Annotated in this window: 22 protein-coding genes; 4 read left to right on the forward strand and 18 right to left on the reverse strand. The window is 57.1% G+C overall.

Translation table 11 applies throughout. The features are described 5' to 3' along the window. Nucleotides 1-183 precede the first annotated feature (183 nt). The 6 genes from LSG25_RS03270 to LSG25_RS03295 all read right to left on the reverse strand — a co-directional run bounded on the left by LSG25_RS03270 (nucleotide 184) and on the right by LSG25_RS03295 (nucleotide 4,539). On the reverse strand, nucleotides 184-918 hold the full coding sequence (locus LSG25_RS03270) for an amino acid ABC transporter ATP-binding protein (protein ID WP_232743289.1): 735 nt from the start codon (nucleotides 916-918) through the stop codon (nucleotides 184-186). A 17-nt stretch (nucleotides 919-935) separates the two neighbouring features. After that, complete coding sequence (locus LSG25_RS03275) at nucleotides 936-1,622, reverse strand: amino acid ABC transporter permease (RefSeq protein ID WP_232743290.1); 687 nt, start codon at nucleotides 1,620-1,622, stop codon at nucleotides 936-938. Between the two features lie 10 nt (nucleotides 1,623-1,632). Beyond that, the gene (locus tag LSG25_RS03280) at nucleotides 1,633-2,373 is read right to left on the reverse strand and encodes an amino acid ABC transporter permease (RefSeq protein ID WP_232743291.1); all 741 of its coding nucleotides are present in this window, start codon (nucleotides 2,371-2,373) and stop codon (nucleotides 1,633-1,635) included. An 82-nt stretch (nucleotides 2,374-2,455) separates the two neighbouring features. After that, complete coding sequence (locus LSG25_RS03285; RefSeq protein ID WP_232743292.1) at nucleotides 2,456-3,355, reverse strand: amino acid ABC transporter substrate-binding protein; 900 nt, start codon at nucleotides 3,353-3,355, stop codon at nucleotides 2,456-2,458. A gap of 249 nt (nucleotides 3,356-3,604) precedes the next feature. Next, entirely contained in the window at nucleotides 3,605-4,141 is a 537-nt protein-coding gene (locus LSG25_RS03290) for a YaeQ family protein (RefSeq protein WP_232743293.1), read from the reverse strand. A 59-nt stretch (nucleotides 4,142-4,200) separates the two neighbouring features. After that, a complete protein-coding gene (locus LSG25_RS03295) occupies nucleotides 4,201-4,539 on the reverse strand; it encodes a P-II family nitrogen regulator (protein WP_232743294.1) in 339 nt (112 codons plus the stop codon). Between the two features lie 294 nt (nucleotides 4,540-4,833). On the opposite strand from LSG25_RS03295, the gene argH reads away from it, so the two are divergent. Then, nucleotides 4,834-6,261, forward strand: coding sequence for an argininosuccinate lyase (gene argH, locus LSG25_RS03300; RefSeq protein ID WP_232743295.1), 1,428 nt, complete (start codon nucleotides 4,834-4,836; stop codon nucleotides 6,259-6,261). Between the two features lie 54 nt (nucleotides 6,262-6,315). Here argH and rlmD read toward each other — a convergent pair whose 3' ends face one another. The 6 genes from rlmD to surE all read right to left on the reverse strand — a co-directional run bounded on the left by rlmD (nucleotide 6,316) and on the right by surE (nucleotide 11,643). Beyond that, on the reverse strand, nucleotides 6,316-7,623 hold the full coding sequence (gene rlmD, locus LSG25_RS03305) for a 23S rRNA (uracil(1939)-C(5))-methyltransferase RlmD (RefSeq protein ID WP_232743296.1): 1,308 nt from the start codon (nucleotides 7,621-7,623) through the stop codon (nucleotides 6,316-6,318). A gap of 117 nt (nucleotides 7,624-7,740) precedes the next feature. Further along, nucleotides 7,741-8,364: a hypothetical protein gene (locus LSG25_RS03310; protein WP_232743297.1), complete on the reverse strand. Its 624-nt coding sequence runs from the start codon at nucleotides 8,362-8,364 to the stop codon at nucleotides 7,741-7,743. 120 nt (nucleotides 8,365-8,484) lie between these two features. Continuing rightward, complete coding sequence (locus LSG25_RS03315) at nucleotides 8,485-9,264, reverse strand: 3'-5' exonuclease (RefSeq protein ID WP_232743298.1); 780 nt, start codon at nucleotides 9,262-9,264, stop codon at nucleotides 8,485-8,487. Next, nucleotides 9,261-10,067 carry a peptidoglycan DD-metalloendopeptidase family protein gene (locus LSG25_RS03320; RefSeq protein ID WP_232743299.1) on the reverse strand — a complete coding sequence of 269 codons (807 nt, stop codon included), beginning with the start codon at nucleotides 10,065-10,067 and terminating at the stop codon, nucleotides 9,261-9,263. Before LSG25_RS03320 ends, LSG25_RS03315 begins: the two co-directional genes overlap by 4 nt. Nucleotides 10,068-10,084: 17 nt before the next feature. Then, complete coding sequence (locus LSG25_RS03325; protein WP_232743300.1) at nucleotides 10,085-10,900, reverse strand: protein-L-isoaspartate(D-aspartate) O-methyltransferase; 816 nt, start codon at nucleotides 10,898-10,900, stop codon at nucleotides 10,085-10,087. Then, on the reverse strand, nucleotides 10,885-11,643 hold the full coding sequence (gene surE, locus LSG25_RS03330; protein WP_232743301.1) for a 5'/3'-nucleotidase SurE: 759 nt from the start codon (nucleotides 11,641-11,643) through the stop codon (nucleotides 10,885-10,887). The genes LSG25_RS03325 and surE overlap by 16 nt, the downstream gene beginning before the upstream one ends. A 110-nt stretch (nucleotides 11,644-11,753) precedes the next feature. Between surE and plsY the strand changes: the two genes are divergently transcribed. Then, nucleotides 11,754-12,401, forward strand: coding sequence for a glycerol-3-phosphate 1-O-acyltransferase PlsY (gene plsY, locus LSG25_RS03335; RefSeq protein ID WP_232743302.1), 648 nt, complete (start codon nucleotides 11,754-11,756; stop codon nucleotides 12,399-12,401). A gap of 22 nt (nucleotides 12,402-12,423) precedes the next feature. Here plsY and tsaD read toward each other — a convergent pair whose 3' ends face one another. Continuing rightward, nucleotides 12,424-13,473 (reverse strand): tRNA (adenosine(37)-N6)-threonylcarbamoyltransferase complex transferase subunit TsaD, encoded by a 1,050-nt coding sequence (tsaD, locus tag LSG25_RS03340; RefSeq protein WP_232743303.1) that lies wholly within the window; start codon nucleotides 13,471-13,473, stop codon nucleotides 12,424-12,426. A 100-nt stretch (nucleotides 13,474-13,573) separates the two neighbouring features. Here tsaD and LSG25_RS03345 point away from each other — a divergent pair, with 100 nt between their 5' ends. Beyond that, nucleotides 13,574-14,866: an NCS2 family permease gene (locus tag LSG25_RS03345; RefSeq protein ID WP_232743304.1), complete on the forward strand. Its 1,293-nt coding sequence runs from the start codon at nucleotides 13,574-13,576 to the stop codon at nucleotides 14,864-14,866. 239 nt (nucleotides 14,867-15,105) lie between these two features. Further along, the gene (gene trxA, locus LSG25_RS03350) at nucleotides 15,106-15,480 is read left to right on the forward strand and encodes a thioredoxin (protein ID WP_232743305.1); all 375 of its coding nucleotides are present in this window, start codon (nucleotides 15,106-15,108) and stop codon (nucleotides 15,478-15,480) included. Nucleotides 15,481-15,560: 80 nt separating this feature from the next. Here trxA and LSG25_RS03355 read toward each other — a convergent pair whose 3' ends face one another. The 5 genes from LSG25_RS03355 to LSG25_RS03375 all read right to left on the reverse strand — a co-directional run bounded on the left by LSG25_RS03355 (nucleotide 15,561) and on the right by LSG25_RS03375 (nucleotide 20,392). After that, nucleotides 15,561-16,166: a YigZ family protein gene (locus LSG25_RS03355; protein WP_232744548.1), complete on the reverse strand. Its 606-nt coding sequence runs from the start codon at nucleotides 16,164-16,166 to the stop codon at nucleotides 15,561-15,563. Between the two features lie 15 nt (nucleotides 16,167-16,181). Beyond that, nucleotides 16,182-17,783 carry an ABC-F family ATPase gene (locus tag LSG25_RS03360; protein ID WP_232743306.1) on the reverse strand — a complete coding sequence of 534 codons (1,602 nt, stop codon included), beginning with the start codon at nucleotides 17,781-17,783 and terminating at the stop codon, nucleotides 16,182-16,184. A gap of 179 nt (nucleotides 17,784-17,962) precedes the next feature. Beyond that, entirely contained in the window at nucleotides 17,963-18,874 is a 912-nt protein-coding gene (locus tag LSG25_RS03365) for an LD-carboxypeptidase (protein WP_232743307.1), read from the reverse strand. Nucleotides 18,875-19,002: 128 nt separating this feature from the next. Continuing rightward, nucleotides 19,003-19,566 carry a tRNA adenosine(34) deaminase TadA gene (gene tadA, locus LSG25_RS03370; protein WP_255696625.1) on the reverse strand — a complete coding sequence of 188 codons (564 nt, stop codon included), beginning with the start codon at nucleotides 19,564-19,566 and terminating at the stop codon, nucleotides 19,003-19,005. After that, nucleotides 19,544-20,392: an HAD family hydrolase gene (locus tag LSG25_RS03375; protein WP_232743308.1), complete on the reverse strand. Its 849-nt coding sequence runs from the start codon at nucleotides 20,390-20,392 to the stop codon at nucleotides 19,544-19,546. The genes tadA and LSG25_RS03375 overlap by 23 nt, the downstream gene beginning before the upstream one ends. Between the last annotated feature and the right edge of the window lie 3 nt (nucleotides 20,393-20,395).

Genomic DNA, 20,395 nt, shown 5'->3' on the forward strand with positions numbered 1-20,395 from the left:
CCACAGATCAAGCCTAAAAACAGCTCAAAACAAAAGCCACTGAAACGCGTCCAGCGCCTAAAACAATTGAGCCAAAAATACTCCAGCAGCCCATCTTCCTTCGACAAAGCAATCGGCCTGCCAGCACTCCCGAATTCGGGAGCATCGGCAGGCCGAAGCAAGGCTTCAGGCGGTATTGCAGTATCAGTGCGACAGGATCTTGGACAGAAAGTGTTTGGCTCGCTCAGTACGAGCTTCCGGATGATCGAAAAAATCATCCTTGGAGCAATCTTCGACTATATAGCCGGCATCCATGAAAACAACGCGATCGGCCACTTTTTTGGCAAACCCCATTTCGTGGGTAACCACCATCATGGTCATTCCTTCCTTGGCCAGGTCGACCATGACATCGAGCACCTCATTGACCATTTCCGGATCGAGCGCCGATGTGGGTTCGTCGAACAGCATGGCCACAGGATCCATCGCCAGGGCACGCGCAATCGCCACACGCTGCTGCTGGCCGCCTGAAAGCTGCCCAGGAAATTTGTCGGTATGAGCGCTCAAACCCACCCGCTCGAGCAGCTTGCGGCCGCGTTCGAGCGCTTCGGCCTCGTTGCGCCCCAGCACTTTGACCTGCGCCAGCGCCAGATTGCGCATGACCGACAAATGAGGAAACAGCTCGAAATGCTGGAACACCATGCCTATGCGCGAGCGCAGCTTGGGCAGATTGGTTTTAGGCGCGCCGACTGATATGCCATCGATCCAGATTTCGCCTTTTTGAAACGGCTCGAGGGCATTGGCTGTTTTGATCAGAGTCGATTTGCCCGACCCGGAAGGGCCGCATACAACCACGACCTCACCCTTGGCTACCGAAGTCGTGCAATCCGTCAGTACCTGGAAGGAACCGTACCACTTGCTAACATTCTTGAATTCGATCACAGAAAACTCCCTTGCCCTTAGCGAACAATCGCCATGCGATGTTCAAGCGTTTTAACGATGCGTGACGCGGTGTACGAAATAACAAAATACACCACCGCCGCAAAAAGAAACATTTCGACCAGGCGGCCGTCGCGCTGGGCAACGTTGTTGGCAGCGCCCAGGAAATCAGTCAACGACAGTACATATACTAGAGAAGTATCCTGGAACAGCACGATCATTTGCGTGAGCAGGACCGGGGTCATGTTGCGAAACGCCTGCGGCAATACGATATGGCCCATGACTTGCCAATAGTTCAATCCCAGTGCGTATCCCGCGCCCACCTGGCCCCGGGGAATGGATTGAATACCCGCACGCATGATTTCGCAGAAATAGGCCGCTTCGAACAGGGTGAACGTGATCCACGCCGAGGTAAACCCGCCCACGGCTATCGGCCGCCCGGCGCCAGTAACCCATCCGACGATGTACGGCACCAGAAAATAGAACCAGAAGATGATCAGGATCAGCGGCAAAGAACGCAGGAAATTGACATAGCTGCCGGCCGCGCCCGATAAAATCCGGTTGGAAGACAAGCGCATCATGGCCAGCAGCGTGCCCAGCGCCACAGCCCCTATTGTGGCCAGAAACGTCAGCTTGAGGGTAAAAACCATGCCGATGCCAAATACATAAGGCAGTGTGCGCAGAATAATTTCGAAGTCAAAATGCATGGCGAACCCCTTATTTTTCGGTACCGATGAAACCGGGTACGCTCATCCATTTTTCAATGTAGCGCATGAGGATCACCACGATCGTATTGATGACTAAATACAATACCGTGGCAGCTGCAAACGACTCGAAGATCTGAAACGAAAACTCTTGCATGGACCGTGCGGCACCGGTCAATTCCACCAAGCCTATGGTGAACGCCACAGACGTATTCTTGATGAGATTAAGCGCCTCGGAAGTAAGCGGAGGCATGATGATCCGTGCCGTAATGGGCAGCAGGATATAGCGGTACACCTGGGGGCGCCGCAAACCAAGAGCGGTGCCGGCCATGCTTTGGCCTGTGGGCAAGGAATTGATACCGGCCCGGATCTGTTCGGCCACACGGGTCGAGGTAAACAGGCCCAGGCAGATCACTGCCGTCCAGTATGTGCTGAGCGTCGGATCGGCGGATTTGATGAAATCGCCCAGGCTCTTGGGCACAATCTCCGGAAAGACGAAGTACCACAAAAAAAGTTGTACCAGCAAGGGAATATTGCGAAAGACCTCGACATACCCCGCGCAGATCTTTTCCAACCACTTGATCCGGCTGGTGCGCAGCACGCCAACGGTCACGCCCACTACCAGGGCAATAATCCAGGCCACGGCGGAAACACCAAGGGTCCAATACACACCTTTGATCAAGGTGTACATATAGGTACCCGAACCATCGGGCGCCGGCGCCCAGAAAATTGACCAGTTCCAGTTGTAATTCATGCATCTGTCCTAAAGATACTATGTATCCAAATACAAATACGGCACAGCCCCGCGTTTAGGGCTGTGCCGTACCAATCGATGCTTATTTGTAAACAGCAGGGTCAGGTGAATCGGTAGGATGCGCAATGACCTTTTTCAGCTCAGGCGTCATGGGCCAGTTCATATTGATATTTTTGGGCGGTATGGCTTTTGTGAACCATTTGGCATAGAGGCGATCGAGAGTGCCGTCTTTCATCATGGTCTTGACCGCTGTGTCGACAGCAGCTTTAAAAGCTGGATCGCCCTTGGGCTGGATGATGCCGTAAGGCTCGATAGTGTATGCCGTCTTGCTGATCATCCAGTTGGCAGGTTTGTGCGAGGTAGCCACCAGGCCGGCCAGGAGGATGTCATCCATGAAGAAGGCGGAGGCACGACCGCTTTCCACCGTGAGGAAGGCTTCAGGGTGATCTTTGGCAGTGATGATCTTCATGCCCAGCTTTTGCTCTGAATTGGCTTGAACCAGCCAGCGTAAATTGCTGGTGCCGGAAACGGAAACCACTGTTTTGCCTTTGAAATCGGCCAAATCCTTGAGCTTGGACGATTTAAGCGCCGCGAAACGCGTGGCCGTCACGAAGGTGGTGGGAGCGAAACTGACCTGCTGCTGCCGCTCGGCGTTATTGGTGGCGGAACCGCAGGAAAGGTCGACCGTGCCGTTGGCCACCAGTGGAATCCGGGTGGACGAAGTGACAGGCACTTCCTTGATTTTCAGGCTGGCCAGTTTGAGGTCTTTTTTGACAGCGGCGGCAATATTGCGGCATATGTCCATCGAATAGCCAATCGGCTTCTGATGATCGTCGAGATACGAAAATGGAATGGATGCGTCGCGATAGCCAAGCGTGATTTCACCGCTCGCTTTAATTTTATCGAGACGGCCTTCTGCGTGTGCGGCACCCATTCCGATAACGGTAACGGCGGCGGCCAAAACGAAGGGCATTAATTTCATAATATCTCCTTTGCTAACCCTGATAGGGTGTATGCATTATGCATTTTTTGGTTTTGCAATCCAACTTTACATGCGCTGCGGCAGCGCATGTACTTTGCCTAAAACATGACCCGTTTGTGCTTGTGTACAAACAGAACATTAGTCAGGAATTCTCAACAACAGGCATAGTATGCACGATAATGCCAGCGTTTTCTTTGATGAAATACCCTAATTGAGCGCAATTCGTTTATATGCCGCGGCTGGCCGGCATCAATGCCAGACCGAAATGTCCACCGGAACGCTATCCCTGTCGGACGTCACCAGCGCGGTGCCCTCGTCAATACTGATGTGCAGAGTCATGGTGCGCTGGAGGAGCCCGGCCAGGGCTCGAACCGCTTCGGGGGCCACTGAAATGACTTTCAAATTGGGCATGCGCGAGACTGTGCTTTGCACCCCCTGCCACCAGACCTGACTGGCGGAGCCCCCATAGCAGCACACAGTAACCTGCGCCGACTTGCCACTGGCCTGCAATAGACGCCTTTCATCGGGGTGCCCCAGATCGACCCAGTTCAGAATCAGGCCGGTCAGGTCTTTCTGCCAAAGAGCCGGTTCGTCCGCAATGCTCAAGCCCCGGGTAAATACCAGTTGCTCGTCGGCGAGCAAGGCAAAAACCAGAATTCGCAGCATCAGGCGCTCTTCGGTTTCGGAAGGATGGCGCGCCAACGTCAGGACATGGCTGTTGTAATAGCCGCGCACCATATCGGCAATATGCAGCTCGAGCTTGAAAATCGTAGCACGCAGAGCCATGTCATGCCCCTGCCAGCGGAATATCCGGGTCGCGTGCCGCCATCAGGGCCGCATGCGGCTCAAAGTGCCTCGGCACCGCTTTCCCCTGTACGGATGCGTATCGCCTGTTCCACCGGCATGACAAATATTTTTCCGTCGCCAATCTTGCCTGTATAGGCCGCCTTGACGATCGCATCGATGGCGGCATCGACCATGGTCGCGGGCAAAACCACTTCGACACGGATTTTGGGTAGAAAGTCCACCACGTATTCGGCGCCACGATACAGCTCGGTATGGCCCTTCTGGCGCCCAAACCCCTTTACCTCGGTCACGGTGAGGCCGCTTACCCCCATCTCCGCCAAGGCCTCGCGCACCTCGTCAAGTTTGAAAGGTTTGATAATTGCCGCTACTAGTTTCATTGCTCGCTCCGATAAATTCTGTTCGCCAGGCATCGTACCCGCTGTCTGCCGTTAAGCGCCAGGCCGCGCACCATTCGCGAAAACCATTGGTAATGGGGCGCCGCCAATCGCGCCCGAGTAAAGTATGCGGCAGCCCGTGGCCAGCCTGGATTTGTTACCAATCATTAAAACCAGGCGCCGCCGTGCGCAGGGAAATAAAGAATAAAATTATCGCATGCCGCCAGCATATGAGCGATTCATCAAGACGCTGCCGCAATTTTTTATCGGTAGCGGCTCCTTTATAATCACGGCACTATGTCAAAAAACACGCCCTCCTCACAGCAAAATCAATTCGCCAACAAGTCGCAGGCCTGGTCTGCCCGCTTTTCCGAACCGGTTTCCGATCTGGTCAAGCGCTATACAGCCTCGGTCAATTTCGATCAACGCCTGGCCGGCGTTGACATCCAGGGGTCGCTGGCCCATGCGGACATGCTCGCCTCCATAGGCATCATCAGCGCCGACGACAACGCCGCCATCAAGCGCGGCATGGCGCAAATCCTCGATGAAATAGCCGCTGGTCAATTCGTCTGGTCGCTCGATCTTGAAGATGTTCATCTGAACATCGAAAAACGCCTGGTCGAGCTCATCGGCGATGCCGGAAAGCGCCTTCACACGGGGCGTTCGCGCAATGACCAGGTCGCCACCGATATCCGCCTCTGGGTGCGCAACGAAATCGATCTTGCCGTCGATCTGCTGCGCCAGTTGCGCCGTGCCCTGGCCACCCTGGCGCTTGAGCACATAGGCACCATCATGCCCGGGTTCACGCATTTGCAAGTCGCCCAACCGGTTACCTTCGGGCATCACCTCATGGCCTACGCCGAAATGTTCGGACGCGACGCCGAGCGCCTGATCGACTGCCGCAAGCGTGTCAACCGCCTGCCTCTGGGGGCCGCCGCCCTGGCCGGCACCTCGTACCCGATAGACCGTGAACTGGTCGCCAAAATACTCGGATTCGAGGAAGTCTGCCGCAATTCGCTCGACGCGGTCTCAGACCGTGATTTCGCCATCGAGTTCTGTGCCGCCGCCGCGCTGATCATGACGCATATATCGCGTCTGTCCGAGGAGCTTGTACTGTGGATGAACCCACGCATGGGTTTCATTGTTTTGGCGGATCGTTTCTGCACCGGCAGTTCGATCATGCCGCAAAAGAAGAATCCCGATGTGCCTGAACTGGCGCGCGGTAAAACCGGCCGTGTCTATGGCCATCTGCTCGCCCTGCTCACCCTGATGAAAGGCCAGCCTCTGGCCTACAACAAAGACAATCAGGAAGACAAGGAAGGCCTGTTCGACTCGGCCGATACCATACGCGACACCCTGACCATTTTCGTCGATATGATGAGCGGCATCAAGGTGCGTGCCGATGCAATGCGCGCGGCTGCACTGCAAGGCTTTGCAACGGCGACCGACCTGGCCGATTACCTGGTCAAAAAAGGCGTGCCATTTCGCGATGCCCATGAAACGGTTGCCCACGCGGTACGGGCCTGCGAAGAACAGGGATGCGATCTGGCCGATCTGCCGCTTGAAGCACTGCAAGGCTTTCACCCCGCCATCGAACAGGATATTTACAGCGTCCTGACTCTCGAGGGTTCGGTGTCAGCACGCAACCATATAGGCGGCACAGCACCGGAGCGCGTCAAGATCGAGGCCGAACGCATCCTGGCCCAAACCAGCCCGGCCTCTTGAAAGACAATATGCGGGCATGGTGGCAAACAGGAGTCCCACGACAAAGTGGACTCGCTATTCAAAGACCGCAATGGACTCCACGTGCCCGGTATGCGGAAACATATTGATCACGCCAGCGGCTTGCAAACGATAGCCGCCTTCGTGAACCAGTATGCCGGCATCGCGAGCCAGCGTGGCCGGATTACAGGAGACATAGACAATCTTTCGAGGGCGTTCCGGCAAAGTTAACGCCGCCAGGGCGCGAGCCACCGCTTCGGCGCCATCGCGAGGCGGATCGATCAGGATACGTTCGAAATGTCCCTGGTCGCGCAGCCATTGCACATCCACTTCGAACAAATTCAGGGTAGCGAACCGCACACGGGAAGCCAGGCCGTTGTGTTCGGCCCCCGCCTGCGCCCTTTCCGTCAGAGTCTTGCTGCCCTCCACCCCGACGACCTCGCGAGCCCGCGTGGCCAGAGGCAGGCTGAAATTGCCCAGGCCGCAAAACAGATCTGCCACCCGATCCGTAACCTGGGGTTCGAGCAGGGTCAACGCCCGGGAAATCAGTGTGCGATTGATGGCATCGTTGACCTGGGTAAAATCGGCCGGCCGGTACAGCATGCGCAAACCGAACTCGGGTAAGGAATAAGCCAGCTTGTCTGCGTCATCGGGATCCAGGGGATGTATGGTTTCGGGTCCCTTCGATTGCAGCCACCACGATACCCGATGCTGGGCGCCAAATTCCCTGAGCTTGTCGATATCGGCCGCCGTCAATGCCTCCATGTGCCGCAACAGCAGGGCCGTAGTCTTGTCTCCTACCGACACTTCGATTTGCGGCAAACGGTTGGGAGTGGACATCGATCCGATCAAGCCGCGCAAAGGCCACAGCAAATCGGATACATGAGGTGGCAGGACCAGGCAATCCTTCATATCGGCGACATAACTGCTGCGGCGCTCGCGAAACCCCACCAGCACCCCGCCTTTCTTGGCCACCACGCGTATCGACAGGCGGGCGCGATGGCGATAGCCCCAGGTCGGGCCATGCAAAGGCGGCAGCATGCACGCTGGCTTCAATTTGCCTATATGCCACAGAGTATCTTCAAGAACACGCTGCTTGATGGCCACTTGTGCCGCGGGTTCCAGATGCTGCATCGCACAGCCACCGCAGATGCCGAAATTTGGACACGGAGGACTGGTACGCTGCGCCGAAGGCTTCAAAACCCGTTCCAGCCGGGCCGTGTCGAAAGAGGATTTCCGTTTGACAATATGAGCGCTGACCCGTTCTGAGGGCAGCGCCCCATCCACAAACACAACCTTCCCGTCGCGGCGGGCTACGCCGCGAGCTTCGAGATCCAGCGACTCGATAGCGAATACTTCTGACATGATGATTCGGACATCCTAAAACACGTAGGTCCGAATTTTACAGTCTTCGGCTGCGCTGGCGCCGCCATGCCCGGCGTCCGTCGGTGAAACACGAACGCGGGCGATGGATTGCTTCAATCAGGAAGCGGCTTTCACAGGAGCGGAAGCATGCTCGTCGGAGTCGTGATGCTGACGGTGATGACGTCCCTCATGCTTGTAGTGCTTGTCTGCCCTTTCTTTCAGGTAAGCAGCCACTTTCTGTTGCTGCGCGCTATCCAGGGAATCCCAGACCGCCAGCCATTTCTGAGTGATCTGCTGGCGCTCGCCCTGTGCTTTCTGGACAACAGCGTCCATTGCCTGTTGAGCAGCGTGGGGGTCGACCTTGCCGGCATCCAGCTGCGCCTTTTTCTCCTGTCTGGCCGATTTCATGGCATCCCACCGGGCATGCCGCAGCGCTTTCTGGGCCGATTGGGCATCTTCCAGCAGCTTGGCCTGATTTGCGTTCAATGCAAGGGAGGTCACAAGTTTCTGCTTGACCGGGCCATAGCCGGGAATCCACATGGCCATATCCTTGTCGTGATGATGCCTGCCCATCCGTGGAGAATGGGTCGAAGGAGTTTGGGGAGCGGCAGCTTGCCCGCTAGCCACTTGCGCCGCGCTATCGGGCGTGGCGGGAGTGGCTGCCATCGCAGCCCCTTGCAAGGCAAGCGCCGCCGCCAGGGCCGCAAACTTGGCTAGTACGGGTGTTTTGGAGTATTGCATAATGGTCCGTCCTTGAATGAGGAGTCGCCATTGTCTGCCCGAAGCGGTTTCCGATCTGTTTCAGCCCGGACCAATCGTTTTCAATTGATTTCAGGGCAGCCCGTACAAAGGCAATACAAGCTACGGTGCATCCCACGCGGCCAGGTATTCCTTCCAATGCGGCGCCTGGCTTGCCTCGAGCGTGTCGCGTACCAGGCGGACCTCGGAATCGTAGGCGGCTTTGTCGAGCTCGCCTCTCATGAAGCGAAAACGGCAATAAACCAGCCAGGTATTGACCACATCGGTTTCACAATACGCACGAACTTCGCCGGCCTGGCCGTTGGACCAGGCTTTCCAAACCTGGCTGCCGTCCATGCCCAGCTTCCCGGGAAAGCCGCAAAGCTTGGCCAGGTCGTCCAGTGGCGCATTGGCCCGACCGTTATACTTGGCCAGCAGATCCATGAGATCGATATGGCGGTTGTGGTAGCGACTAATGTAATTGTTATATTTGAAGTCGCGATCGTCGTCGCCCATGTCCCAGTACCGTGGCGCCTGGACGGCATGAATAAGACTGCGGTAATGCAAGACCGGCAAATCGAAGCCCGAGCCGTTCCAACTGATCAGTCGCGGGGTATAACGCTCTATGGTTTTAAAAAAACCCGAAATCAGTGTTGCCTCGGGGTCGTCGGCATTGCCCAGGGTTTTTACCCGAAATCCCTGATCGTCCCGGAATACGCAGCCGACCACCGCGACCTGCTGCAGATGCAAAGGCAGGAAGTCGTTGCCGTGGCTTTCCCGGCGAGCCGCCAGCGCCGCTTCTATGACCTCCGCGTCGTTCATTTCCGGCTCGTAATGATTCAGACGACGCAGCCCTGCCGCGTCGGGTATCGTTTCAAGATCGAAAACAAGCGTGGGAATCATCGCGCAGGCAAATACGACATAGGATTGACCGGAGTGCCGCGACGCCGTATTTCAAAATGCAAACGCGGCGACGTGGTATCGGTTTGACCGATGGTGGCAATCTTGGCGCCCCGATGCACCTGCTGGCCCGTCTTTACCAGCAGCGTTTGATTATGGGCATACGCAGTGATGAATCCGTTGCTGTGGCCCAGCAGGATCAGGTTGCCCAACCCCCGCACGCCATTGCCCGCATACATGACCTTGCCGTCGGCCGCCGCATGAACCGGTTCGCCCGGGGCTCCCGAGATGTCTATGCCCTTGGTCGTGGCGTTGAAGCCCTGAATGATGCGGCCCGACGCAGGCCAGGCCCATTGAATCAGGGCGGCATCACTGGCCTTCTCGGCGGGAGCCGCTTCGGCGGGAGCGGGAGGAGCAATCGGAACCGGGGTTGCGTTGCCGCCAGAGGGCGCTGGCGATGGAGCTGAACCACCTGAACCGCTCAGATGCAGCGTCTGCCCAACCCTTAGCTGGCTGGGATCGCTGATGTGATTCAAGCGAGTCAGGGTTGCCACATCGACATTGTTAGCCTGGGCAATTTTGTAAAGCGTGTCGCCAGGCTTGACGACGTAAGTACCACCGGTGGCAACGCTGCTGGCGGAGGTTCCGCCCGATAGATCGGCTACCGGCGCGTGAGTCGACCTGGAGGCGCAACCCGCCATGATGGATGTAGCCGCCGCAACAGCAGCGATCAATAAATAGCGAGACGTGCGTTTAGGCTGTTCGAATGCCGATTTGGCGATAGGCTGGGACGTCCCTGCTGGCATATAACTCTCCTGATGACTTATGACTGTATTCCTGCCCTGAGAGGTACGAAACGCACAGACTCCAGTTCTTCGCGGTGCCACGTTGTGGAACCGGTTCGTTCAACCAGAATCAGGCGTTGCGCCGAGGATCCTTCCGGGGCAATCAAGCGACCCCCAACTGCCAACTGTTCAAGCAGGGCAAGGGGAATTTTAATACCTGCGGCGGCCACGACAATCGCATCGAAGGGCGCGACGCCGGGCAAGCCCAGCATGCCGTCTCCGTACGAAAGCCGAACCCGTGTGATGAGTTTAAGCGTTCTGAGATGATTGCGCGCCAGCTCATACAGCCCACGAATGCGTTCGATGCTGTGTACCTCCTTGACGAACTGCGCCAGTACGGCAGCCTGATAACCGCATCCGGAGCCCACTTCGAGAACCTTGACCGGCAAGCGATTTTCGCATACGGCTGAAATCATGCGGGCAACTATCCAGGGTTGAGAAATCGTCTGGCCATGTCCTATCGGCAGCGCGGCATCTTCGTACGCGCGACTGGCCAGGCCTTCATCGACAAACAGATGACGAGGCACCGCCATCATGGCATCGAGCACACGTTCGTCCTGAATACCCTGGTTGCGCAGACGCTGGATCATCATGCCACGCGAGCGCTCCGAGTTCAAACCCAAATTGACAATCGTTGACGTATTGGCCGCATCGGGCACCCGTGGCATAACGGAGCCGGATGAAGAAATACGGGTGTTGCTATTGGATGCAGAAAATCCCCGCCCCAGGCTGGAACGGCCAAAACGGTTATGAGTGCCCGTCGCGAACGGGAATGGATTTACTGGTTTGCGCATAATGAATCCGCCCAGATTTTCACATCGCGCAATTGTTCATAATCGGTCAAATCGAGCCGCAAGGGTGTAACCGATACGGCATTTTGTTCGATTGCGCCAAAATCCGTATCGGCGGCCGAATCGGACACATTGCCGACGGGGCCTATCCAATATACCGGATCGCCATAAGGCGTGCTGCTCTTGACCACAGGCTCCGATGGATGGCGCTTACCCAGACGCGTCACGTGTATGCCTTGCAGCGCCGCCATAGGCACCGCGGGTATATTGACGTTGAGCAGCACGTTTTGCTTCAGGGGCTGGGCCAACTGCTGCTCGACCACTTGCCGGGCAATCCCGCCCGCGGTATCGAGATGCTCCCAGCCTTTCTTTGCCAGCGAAAAGGCGATCGAGGATATCCCGAACAGAAACCCTTCAGTCGCCGCGGCAACGGTACCCGAATACAAGGTATCGTCACCCATATTGGCCCCATTGTTGATGCCCGAAACGACCAGATCAGGGCGAAAATCCAGCAGACCGGTCAAGGCAATATGCACGCAATCGGATGGCGTGCCATTAACGAAATAAAACCCATTGGGCGCCTGTCGAACCGACAAGGGGCGATTCAGCGTCAGGGAATTGGATGCCCCACTGCAATTGGTTTCCGGCGCCACGACGGTCAGGTCTCCCAAACCCTTCAGGGCCTGGACCAACGCTTCAAGACCCAAAGCGTTGTAACCATCGTCGTTGGACACCAATATACGCATTACCTTTCCACAAGAAAACAAACGGACCCGTGGATTGTACCCGGTCGTTTTGCCGTTTTGGGTGACGCTCACGGTAGAATCTCGCTGAACCCTTCTGGAGTCCGCATGCCATGTCGTCGATAAACTCGTCCATTTTGAGTCTGGCCCTGATTTTTCTATCTTATTTGCTCGGATCGATCTCTTTCGCCGTCGCGGTAAGCCGCTGCATGGGCCTGCAAGATCCCCGTACATTCGGATCGAAGAACCCCGGTGCCACCAACGTGTTGCGGACTGGCAACAAAAAGGCGGCGGCCCTGACCCTGCTGGGCGACATGGCCAAGGGCTGGCTGGCGGTATGGCTAAGCAGCCTGATCGCCGCGCGATTCCAATTGCCGAGTGCGATCCTGGGTCTGTGCGCCATTGCCGTTTTCATGGGGCATGTCTACCCCATCTTCCTGAATTTCAAGGGTGGCAAAGGCGTAGCGACCGCGCTGGGCGTGCTGCTGGCTTTGCAACCGTGGCTGGCCGTCGCCACTGTCGCTACCTGGCTGATAGTCGCCTATGCCACCCGCTATTCGTCACTGGCGGCCATTTTGGCCGCCATTTTCGCCCCGCTGTATTACCTGTTCGGGGGCGACGTTGCCTGGGACTTCGACATCGCGATCTGCCTGTCCATCGTGGCCATCAGCGCCATGCTGATTTATCGCCATCAGGCCAATATTGCCCGCCTCATCGCCGGCAAGGAAAGCCGGATCGGCAAAAAGAAACATCAGGCTTGATCCGTCCCGGCATCGGGGTGCATCAGGCCGTTTCGCGCTCGCAAACATCTTGCAGATCCCAGCGTGGCTTGACCGTAAATGCATGGCTCGTATCGGCAAGGTCGACCAAGCCAGCCCTGACGCGCTGGGCTGCGGCAAAAGCGATCATTGCACCGTTATCGGTACACAGATCGAGCGGCGGAAAAAATACCTGGCCACGTCTCGCGGCAAGCGCCGCAAGCAATTGGCGCCGTAAATGACGATTGGCGCCGACCCCTCCGGCCACGACCAGATTTTTCAAGCCGGTCTGTTTCAGCGCCTTGAGCGCCTTGGCGGCCAGGACATCGACAATGGCCGCCTCGGTCGAGGCGGCCAGATTGGCACGCTGTTGCGCAGACAGGCTGCCACTTTCCTTTTCCAGATGCCTCAGGCGTGTCAAAACGGCTGTTTTCAACCCACTGAAGCTGAAATCCAGATCATGGCTATGCAGCTTGGGGCGCGGCAAATCGTAACTGGACGGATCGCCCTGTTCGGCCAGTTGTGACAAGGCAGGCCCGCCAGGATAGCCAAGTCCCATCAATTTAGCTGTTTTGTCGAATGCCTCGCCGGCCGCATCGTCCAGCGTTTCCCCCAGCAATTCGTAATCACCTACACCGTCCACCCTCATCAACTGCGTATGGCCGCCGGACACCAGCAAGGCAACAAAGGGAAAATCCGGCCGGGGACTGGCAAGCAGGGGCGACAACAGGTGCCCTTCCAGATGATGGATGGGAATCGCCGGCAAGCCGCGGGCCCAGGCGAAGGATTGAGCCACACTTGCCCCAACCAGCAAGGCTCCGGCAAGCCCTGGGCCCGCCGTGTAGGCAATGGCGCCGATATCGCCGAAGGACAAGCCGGCTTTTTGCAAGACCTCGGTGGTCAGCGGCAAGACTCGCCGAATGTGGTCTCGCGAAGCCAATTCGGGCACTACGCCGCCGTATTCCTGATGCATGGCGATCTGGCTGTGCAGGGCGTGGGCAAGTAAACCGCGTTCGGTGCAAACGGCCGCCACACCGGTTTCATCGCAGGAACTTTCAAAACCAAGAATAATCATGATGCATAAGTGTACAACCAGAGCAAAAACCGACTTAGAATTGCGTTCAGCCAACTTTTTTCTATCAACAACTAACAAATAGCCTATTCGGGGAAAACGAATGCTGGAAAAATACTTCAAGCTGGACGAGCACGACACATCGGTGCGCACCGAAATTCTGGCGGGCATTACCACCTTCCTGACCATGTCCTACATTATTTTTGTAAACCCCGAAATCCTCTCGGGCACAGGCATGGACAAAAGCGCGGTTTTTGTGGCCACCTGCCTGGCGGCGTCGCTGGGCACGCTTATCATGGCGTTCGTCGCGAACTGGCCCATTGGCATGGCGCCCGGCATGGGCCTGAACGCATTTTTCGCATTTACCGTAGTGGGAGCCATGGGTTACAGCTGGCAACAGGCTCTGGGCGCGGTGTTTATTTCAGGCGCAATATTTGTCATTCTGACCGTCACCGGCATACGGTCGTGGCTGGTCGACGGCATACCCAAATCCTTGCGGTCGGCCATAGCGGCCGGCATAGGGCTGTTCCTGGCCATTATTGCCTTGAGCAGCGCAGGCATAGTTATCGCCAATCCCGCGACCAAAGTCGGCCTGGGCAACCTGACCTCTGCACCCGCTCTGTTTGCGATTCTTGGATTTTTCATCATTGCCGCCCTGGATACGCTCAAGGTTCGCGGCGCCATCCTCATCGGCATACTGATCATTACCATCCTGTCGATGCTGACCGGCAACAACCAGTTTCATGGGGTATTTTCGATGCCGCCAAGCCTGGCGCCCACCTTCTTCCAACTGGATATCATGGGGGCCCTGCACACCGGCTTCGTTCATGTCATTTTGGTATTCGTGCTGGTTGAAGTATTTGATGCCACCGGCACCATGATAGGCGTGGCCAAGCGGGCCGGCCTGGTCCAGGAAGGCAAACCCAATCGCCTGGGCCGCGCCCTGTTCGCCGACAGTACCGCCATCGTGGCCGGGTCCTTCCTGGGCACCAGCAGCACCACAGCCTACATTGAAAGCGCCTCGGGCGTGCAGGCTGGCGGCCGCACCGGACTGACGGCACTCACCATAGGCATATTGTTTCTGCTTTCGCTGTTTCTTGCACCGCTTGCCGGTTCGGTACCCGCCTACGCCACAGCACCTGCCTTGCTTTACGTGGCCGGCCTGATGTTGCGCGAACTAACCGAAATCGAATGGGGCGATATCACCGAAGCCGCTCCGGCGGCCCTGACCGCCATTATCATGCCCTTCACCTACTCGATTGCCAACGGCCTGGCATTTGGTTTTATCAGCTATGTCGTCCTGAAAGCCGTTACCGGAAAATTCAAGGACATACACCCGGCTGCGCTGCTGGTCGCAGCCCTGTTTGTAATCAAATACGGATTTTTCCCCGGCTAGGGCGCACACCGGCGCGGGCACGTCCTGCCGCTGCGGCCAAACGCCGTGGCGGCTGGCCAGGCAGGCTTTTCACCGAGCCGGCTGCCGCTATCTATCGGCACTATTAGGATTTACCTATTCACCCCATTTAAGGGTAAACAATCACATAAAACACCGAGCAATGGCGCTACACTCTGCGCTTGTTTGCATTACTTTCTTGATAGGCGGCTCATAAAGCCGCTTTTTAGTTTGGATTCCCTATGAGTACCATCGATTTAAACAAAGACACCTTTCAAGCAGCAATCCGCGGCAGCCAGCCGCTCATCGTCGATTTCTGGGCTCCCTGGTGCGGTCCATGCCGCAATTTCGCACCGATTTTCGATGATGCCTCCGACAAGCACGACGACATCACCTTCGCCAAGGTGAACACCGAAGACCAGCAAGAACTGGCGGCCGGCATGAATATCCGCTCGATACCTACATTAATGGTATTTCGCGAGCAAGTACTGTTGTTCTCGCAGCCGGGCTCCCTGTCGGCGGGCCAGCTTGACGAACTGATTACCCAGATCAAAGCGATCGACATGGACAAGGTTCATGCCGATATCGCCGAACAGGAAAAACAGGAAAGCGCCTAGCAACAAGCGCGGACAGATGTAGAGGTGGACCTTGTGCCCACCCTCGCCCATCACGGCGGGCAGCCCTGGCAGGGCTGCCCCTACAAATCGACCTGCGGAGTTGGCGCAATTCGCCACTGCCCTTGCCCGCGAGTCAAATTGGCGAACAATTTGCCCAGCGATTGGGCAAGGTCTTGTGGAACGACAAGGCGCCATTGCACGCCATTTGCATCGAATATTTCGTTTTCGATGCGAACATGGAAGGCTGGGAAACGCGACTGAATCAGTGCCATCTCCGCAAAAGTGCAACAGCAATCAATCAGAATTTCGGCAAGCAGTTCGACTCTGTCGGCCAGCCGCAAACACTGAGCGGCTGAGCCTCCGTACGCTCGCATCAGGCCGCCCGGACCCAGCTTGATGCCCCCGAACCAGCGCGCCACCAGAACCGCCACCCGATCGCACTGCTGCCCTTCGATAGCTTGCAGGATCGGCCGGCCGGCCGTGCCACCCGGCTCCCCATCATCGTTGAATCGATATTCGGTGCCGATCCGGTACGCCCAGCAATTGTGGCTTGCCGACGCCACGCGATGCCTTGCGATAAAACTCAAAGCCTCCGCAGGCGACTGAACCCCCTCGGCAAACACAATGAAACGGCTTTTCCTGATGTCTTCCTGGTACGTTCCCGGTGCGGCAAGCGTATAAAGCATCATGAAAAAAGCGGATCAGGCTTCAATCCCGCGCGAACTCAGGTAATCGTCGTAGCCGCCGAGATAATCAACGATTTCCCCGCTCGGCATGATCTCGATGACGCGAGTGGCGACTCCCGATACGAATTCGCGGTCATGCGACACGAACACCAGCGTGCCGGCATATTTCTCGAGCGCAAACTGCAACGACTCGATCGATTCCATATCCAGGTGATTGGTGGGCTCGTCCATGAGCAGCACATTGTGGCGACCCAGCATCAATCGTCCGAAACTCATGCGGTTTTTTTCGCCGCCCGACAATACCTTGACCGCCTTGGGAATGTCGTCGGCTGAAAACAGCAAACGCCCCAGCACCGAGCGGATCGACTGATCGTCATCGCCCGTTTGCCGATAATCGATAAGCCAGTCGAACAGATTGCTGTCGGACTGGAACTGCTCCGAAACGTCCTGAGCCATATAGCCGATATCGGCGTTCTCGGACCATTTGACGGTTCCGCCATCCGGAGCCAGATCGCCCGCCAGCATACGCAGCAGCGTGGTCTTGCCCGCCCCATTGGCCCCAATGATCGCGATTTTCTGGCCGGCTTCAATCATGGTCGAAAACGACCGTATCACCGGCTGATCAAACGATTTGCGTATGTGCTCGAGCGTTACAGCCAGACGGTGCATGACCTTGTTCTGCTCGAACCGGATATACGGGTTCTGGCGCGAAGAAGGCTTGACCTCAATGGCGCCCGCCTTGATTCTGTCGATCTGCTTCAGGCGCGAAGTAGCCTGGCGAGCCTTGGATTTATTGGCGGAAAAGCGCCGCACGAAATCCTGCAACTCGGCCACTCGCTCTTTGGCCTTGGCATTAGCCATGGTCACGCGCTCGCGCGCCTGCGTGGAGGCCAGCATGTAGTCGTCGTAGTTGCCTGGATAGATACGCAGTTCGCGGTAATCCAGATCGGCCATGTGCGTGCAAACCTGATTCAGGAAATGCCGGTCATGGCTGATGATGATCATGGTGCTCTGATAGCCGTTGAGCACATCCTCGAGCCAGCGGATGGTGTTGATATCGAGGTTGTTGGTGGGCTCATCCAGCAGGAGCACGTCGGGGTTCGAAAACAGGGCCTGGGCCAGCAGCACACGCAGCTTCCAGCCCGGTGCGATTTCGCGCATGGGCAGGTTATGCTGATCGACCGCAATTTCCAGCCCCAGCAGCAATTCGCCGGCCCGCGCCTCGGCGGTGTAGCCGTCGTATTCGGCAAACTTGGCCTCGAGGTTGGCCGCGTGCATGTAATCTTCTTCGGTCGCGTCCGGATTCGCGTAAATGGCATCGCGTTCAGTCATGGCCTGCCACATTTCCTCGTGGCCCATCATGACGACATCCAGAACCCGGACGTCCTCGAACGCAAACTGATCCTGGCGCAACTTGCCCAGGCGCACGCCCGGCTCCAGCGACACATTGCCGCTACTGGATTCGAGATCGCCCCCAATGATTTTCATGAAGGTAGACTTGCCCGAGCCATTGGCGCCGATCAGGCCGTACCGGTTGCCTTCGCCGAATTTGACGCTGACATTTTCAAAGAGAGGTTTGGGCCCGAACTGAATAGTAAGATTTGCGGTGGAGATCACTGAGAATTATCACGTAAGTAGAGTCAAGACAACCTGCTAGTTTAACAAGTTGCCGGGATATTCGTTGAACACCGGTAAAGTACGGCGAATTGCAACAACAGCCGTGCGGGCATGATCGCTATTGCCGACGCGGCAGCGGCGGCTCTTCCCCGGATGTTCTGCCCGCTTTGGGCCACACCCTAGAAATGCTCTTCGAGGACCAGGTGCGCCATGCCTTTTTCGGTTGCGATCCCTACCTTCCTTCCTACCGGCAAGGTGGCTTTCACCTTGACATGACCGTAGGGCAACCCGGTCACGACCGGTACCTTGACAGTTTGACGCAACCAACGAACCACCGAGGGCATGTCGAAGCCATTGTCGTGATCGGCCAGCCGATAGTCGGTGAAGTGCCCCAGAACAATAGCCTTTTGGCGTTGAAGTATGCCGGCATGCCACAACTGGGTCAGCATGCGCTCGACCCGGAACGGGTGTTCGCACACGTCTTCAAGAAACAATATGCCGCCTTTCACTTTCGGAAAATAGGGCGTACCTATCAGCGAAGTTATCATGGCCAGATTACCGCCCCATAAAATGCCACGGGCATCGACCGCATCGGAGCCAGGCGACTCGAAGCTGAGGATTTCCAGCTCTCCACGCATGATTTCGGCAAACAGATCCGCGGTCAGGTCGTCCATGGTTTTGGCGCCAAAGTCGAACACGGCGGTAGGTCCGACAAAACTCGGGGCTCCGGTTCGAGCCAGCAGCGCCAGGTTGAATATCGTAAAGTCGCTCTGTCCGACAAATACCTTGCCGCTGTCGGCGGCCGCTTTCCAGTCGATGAACGGCAACAATCGGCTCAGGCCATAGCCACCGCGTGTGGCCATGACAATGGCTTGTTTCTGCTTGAGCGCGCGGGCAATACCGGCCAGACGCTGCTTGTCGGTTCCCGCAAACCGTTCGTGCACGGCCAGAGCTGCCCGATCTACCGCGGTTTTGAACCCCAGCTTGGCGAGCCGTACCCTGGCGAGATCAAGCGCCTTGGGATCGGCCACCGCTCCCGATGGAGAAATCAGATAAATACCAGAAGCGGAATGATGCTCGGCATGACTCATAGTTGTACTCGTGAAATCAGAAAAAAAGCCCGAAGGCCATGTTCGAACGGGGGGCGCCTCTTCAGCCGCCAATACAGAGCAGCCATCCGCGGACACCGCATCGCATGCAAGCGTGTAAGTATAGTTGACTAGCTATCCGGGTCCCTTGCTTCTTTCGCCCTGATGCGGCGTTCGCGAAAAAACTGCCGCAACAGATCGCCGCATTCTTCAGCAAGCACGCCACCCCGGACCTCGGTGTGATGATTGAGCTGCGCGTTGGCATGCACGCTGAGCACGCTGCCGCAGGCTCCGGTTTTTGGGTCGCTGGCGCCGTATATTACCCGCTTGAGCCTGGCATGCAGCATGGCACCCATGCACATGGCGCAAGGTTCGAGCGTGACATACAGGCTCATGCCCGGCAGGCGATAATTGCCCGCCGCCCGGGCCGCAGCCCGCAAGGCCACGATTTCAGCATGCGCGGTGGGATCGCTGTCGCTGATCGCGCGATTGAATCCTTCCCCCACGATCCGGCCTTTTTCGTCCACGACAACCGCCCCGACAGGAACTTCCCCTGCCGCATGCGCCCGGCCTGCCAGCGCAATGGCCGCCTGCATTGCGGCCCGGTCGGCGGCAGCCTCGGCAGGATCCGGCCCGGCATCGTTGCCGGCTTCGGCGAGATCGGGCCCCGGATCAGCCACGGTAAATGCGCGCATTAAGGGAAATCCGACCCGCCAGGCTTTCGACAGCCTCTTCAAGCCATTGATAGAGCTCGGCATCTTCATCGTAGCGTGCCTGATTCAGATTGGACACGCGTCCCTCTTGAATAAACCCCCAAGCCCGGCTGCGTTTTTCGCGATGCTTGGGATCCCATACGCCAAACGCCACTCCACCAGAACGGCGAATCAGGGAAAAACAGGGAATATCGGTATAGCCATCGCCAACAAAGATCATCTGTTCGAAGGGAATCCGCAATTTGTCTTCCGCTATTTTCTTGTTGACCTCGAATGGCTTGTTGCGCGAAGACAGGCCCACGATACCCTTCTGGATATGAAACAGATAACGCGTCTTGTCGGTAAAGCTGACTATCCGCTTGGGAAAATGGATCCCTCCCTGCTTGTCGTAGATAAATTCGGAAGCCCAGATATCCGTAAACTCCCCGGCGATTGGCGTGTGCCTGACCACATCGCCTATACCGCTGGAAATCAGGTAGAACTCGAGCTGTACCTGCGGGTGCTGTTCTTTGACCATGGCCCGCAAACGGCCGAACAGGGATTCCACTCCGGCATGCAGCGGCAGGCGCGCGCCCCACTGCGCCAGGCGTTCCTGCGTTATACGGCCATGACTCCCCGATTTGGACAATTCAATCATGCGGTACAGGTAGGCCGGGACCGGGTCCCAGTCGTGCTGCGACAACAGCGGATCGACCTGCCTCTGCCAGAAGTCCTCGACATCGACCCCCATATCGGCAAGAAAACCCGACGTACTGTCGGGCGCAAGCGTATCGTCAAAATCGAATATCAGGGCGATCACATCGGACATACC

It is taken from the genome of Paralcaligenes sp. KSB-10, from assembly GCF_021266465.1.
Taxonomy (GTDB): Bacteria; Pseudomonadota; Gammaproteobacteria; order Burkholderiales; family Burkholderiaceae_B.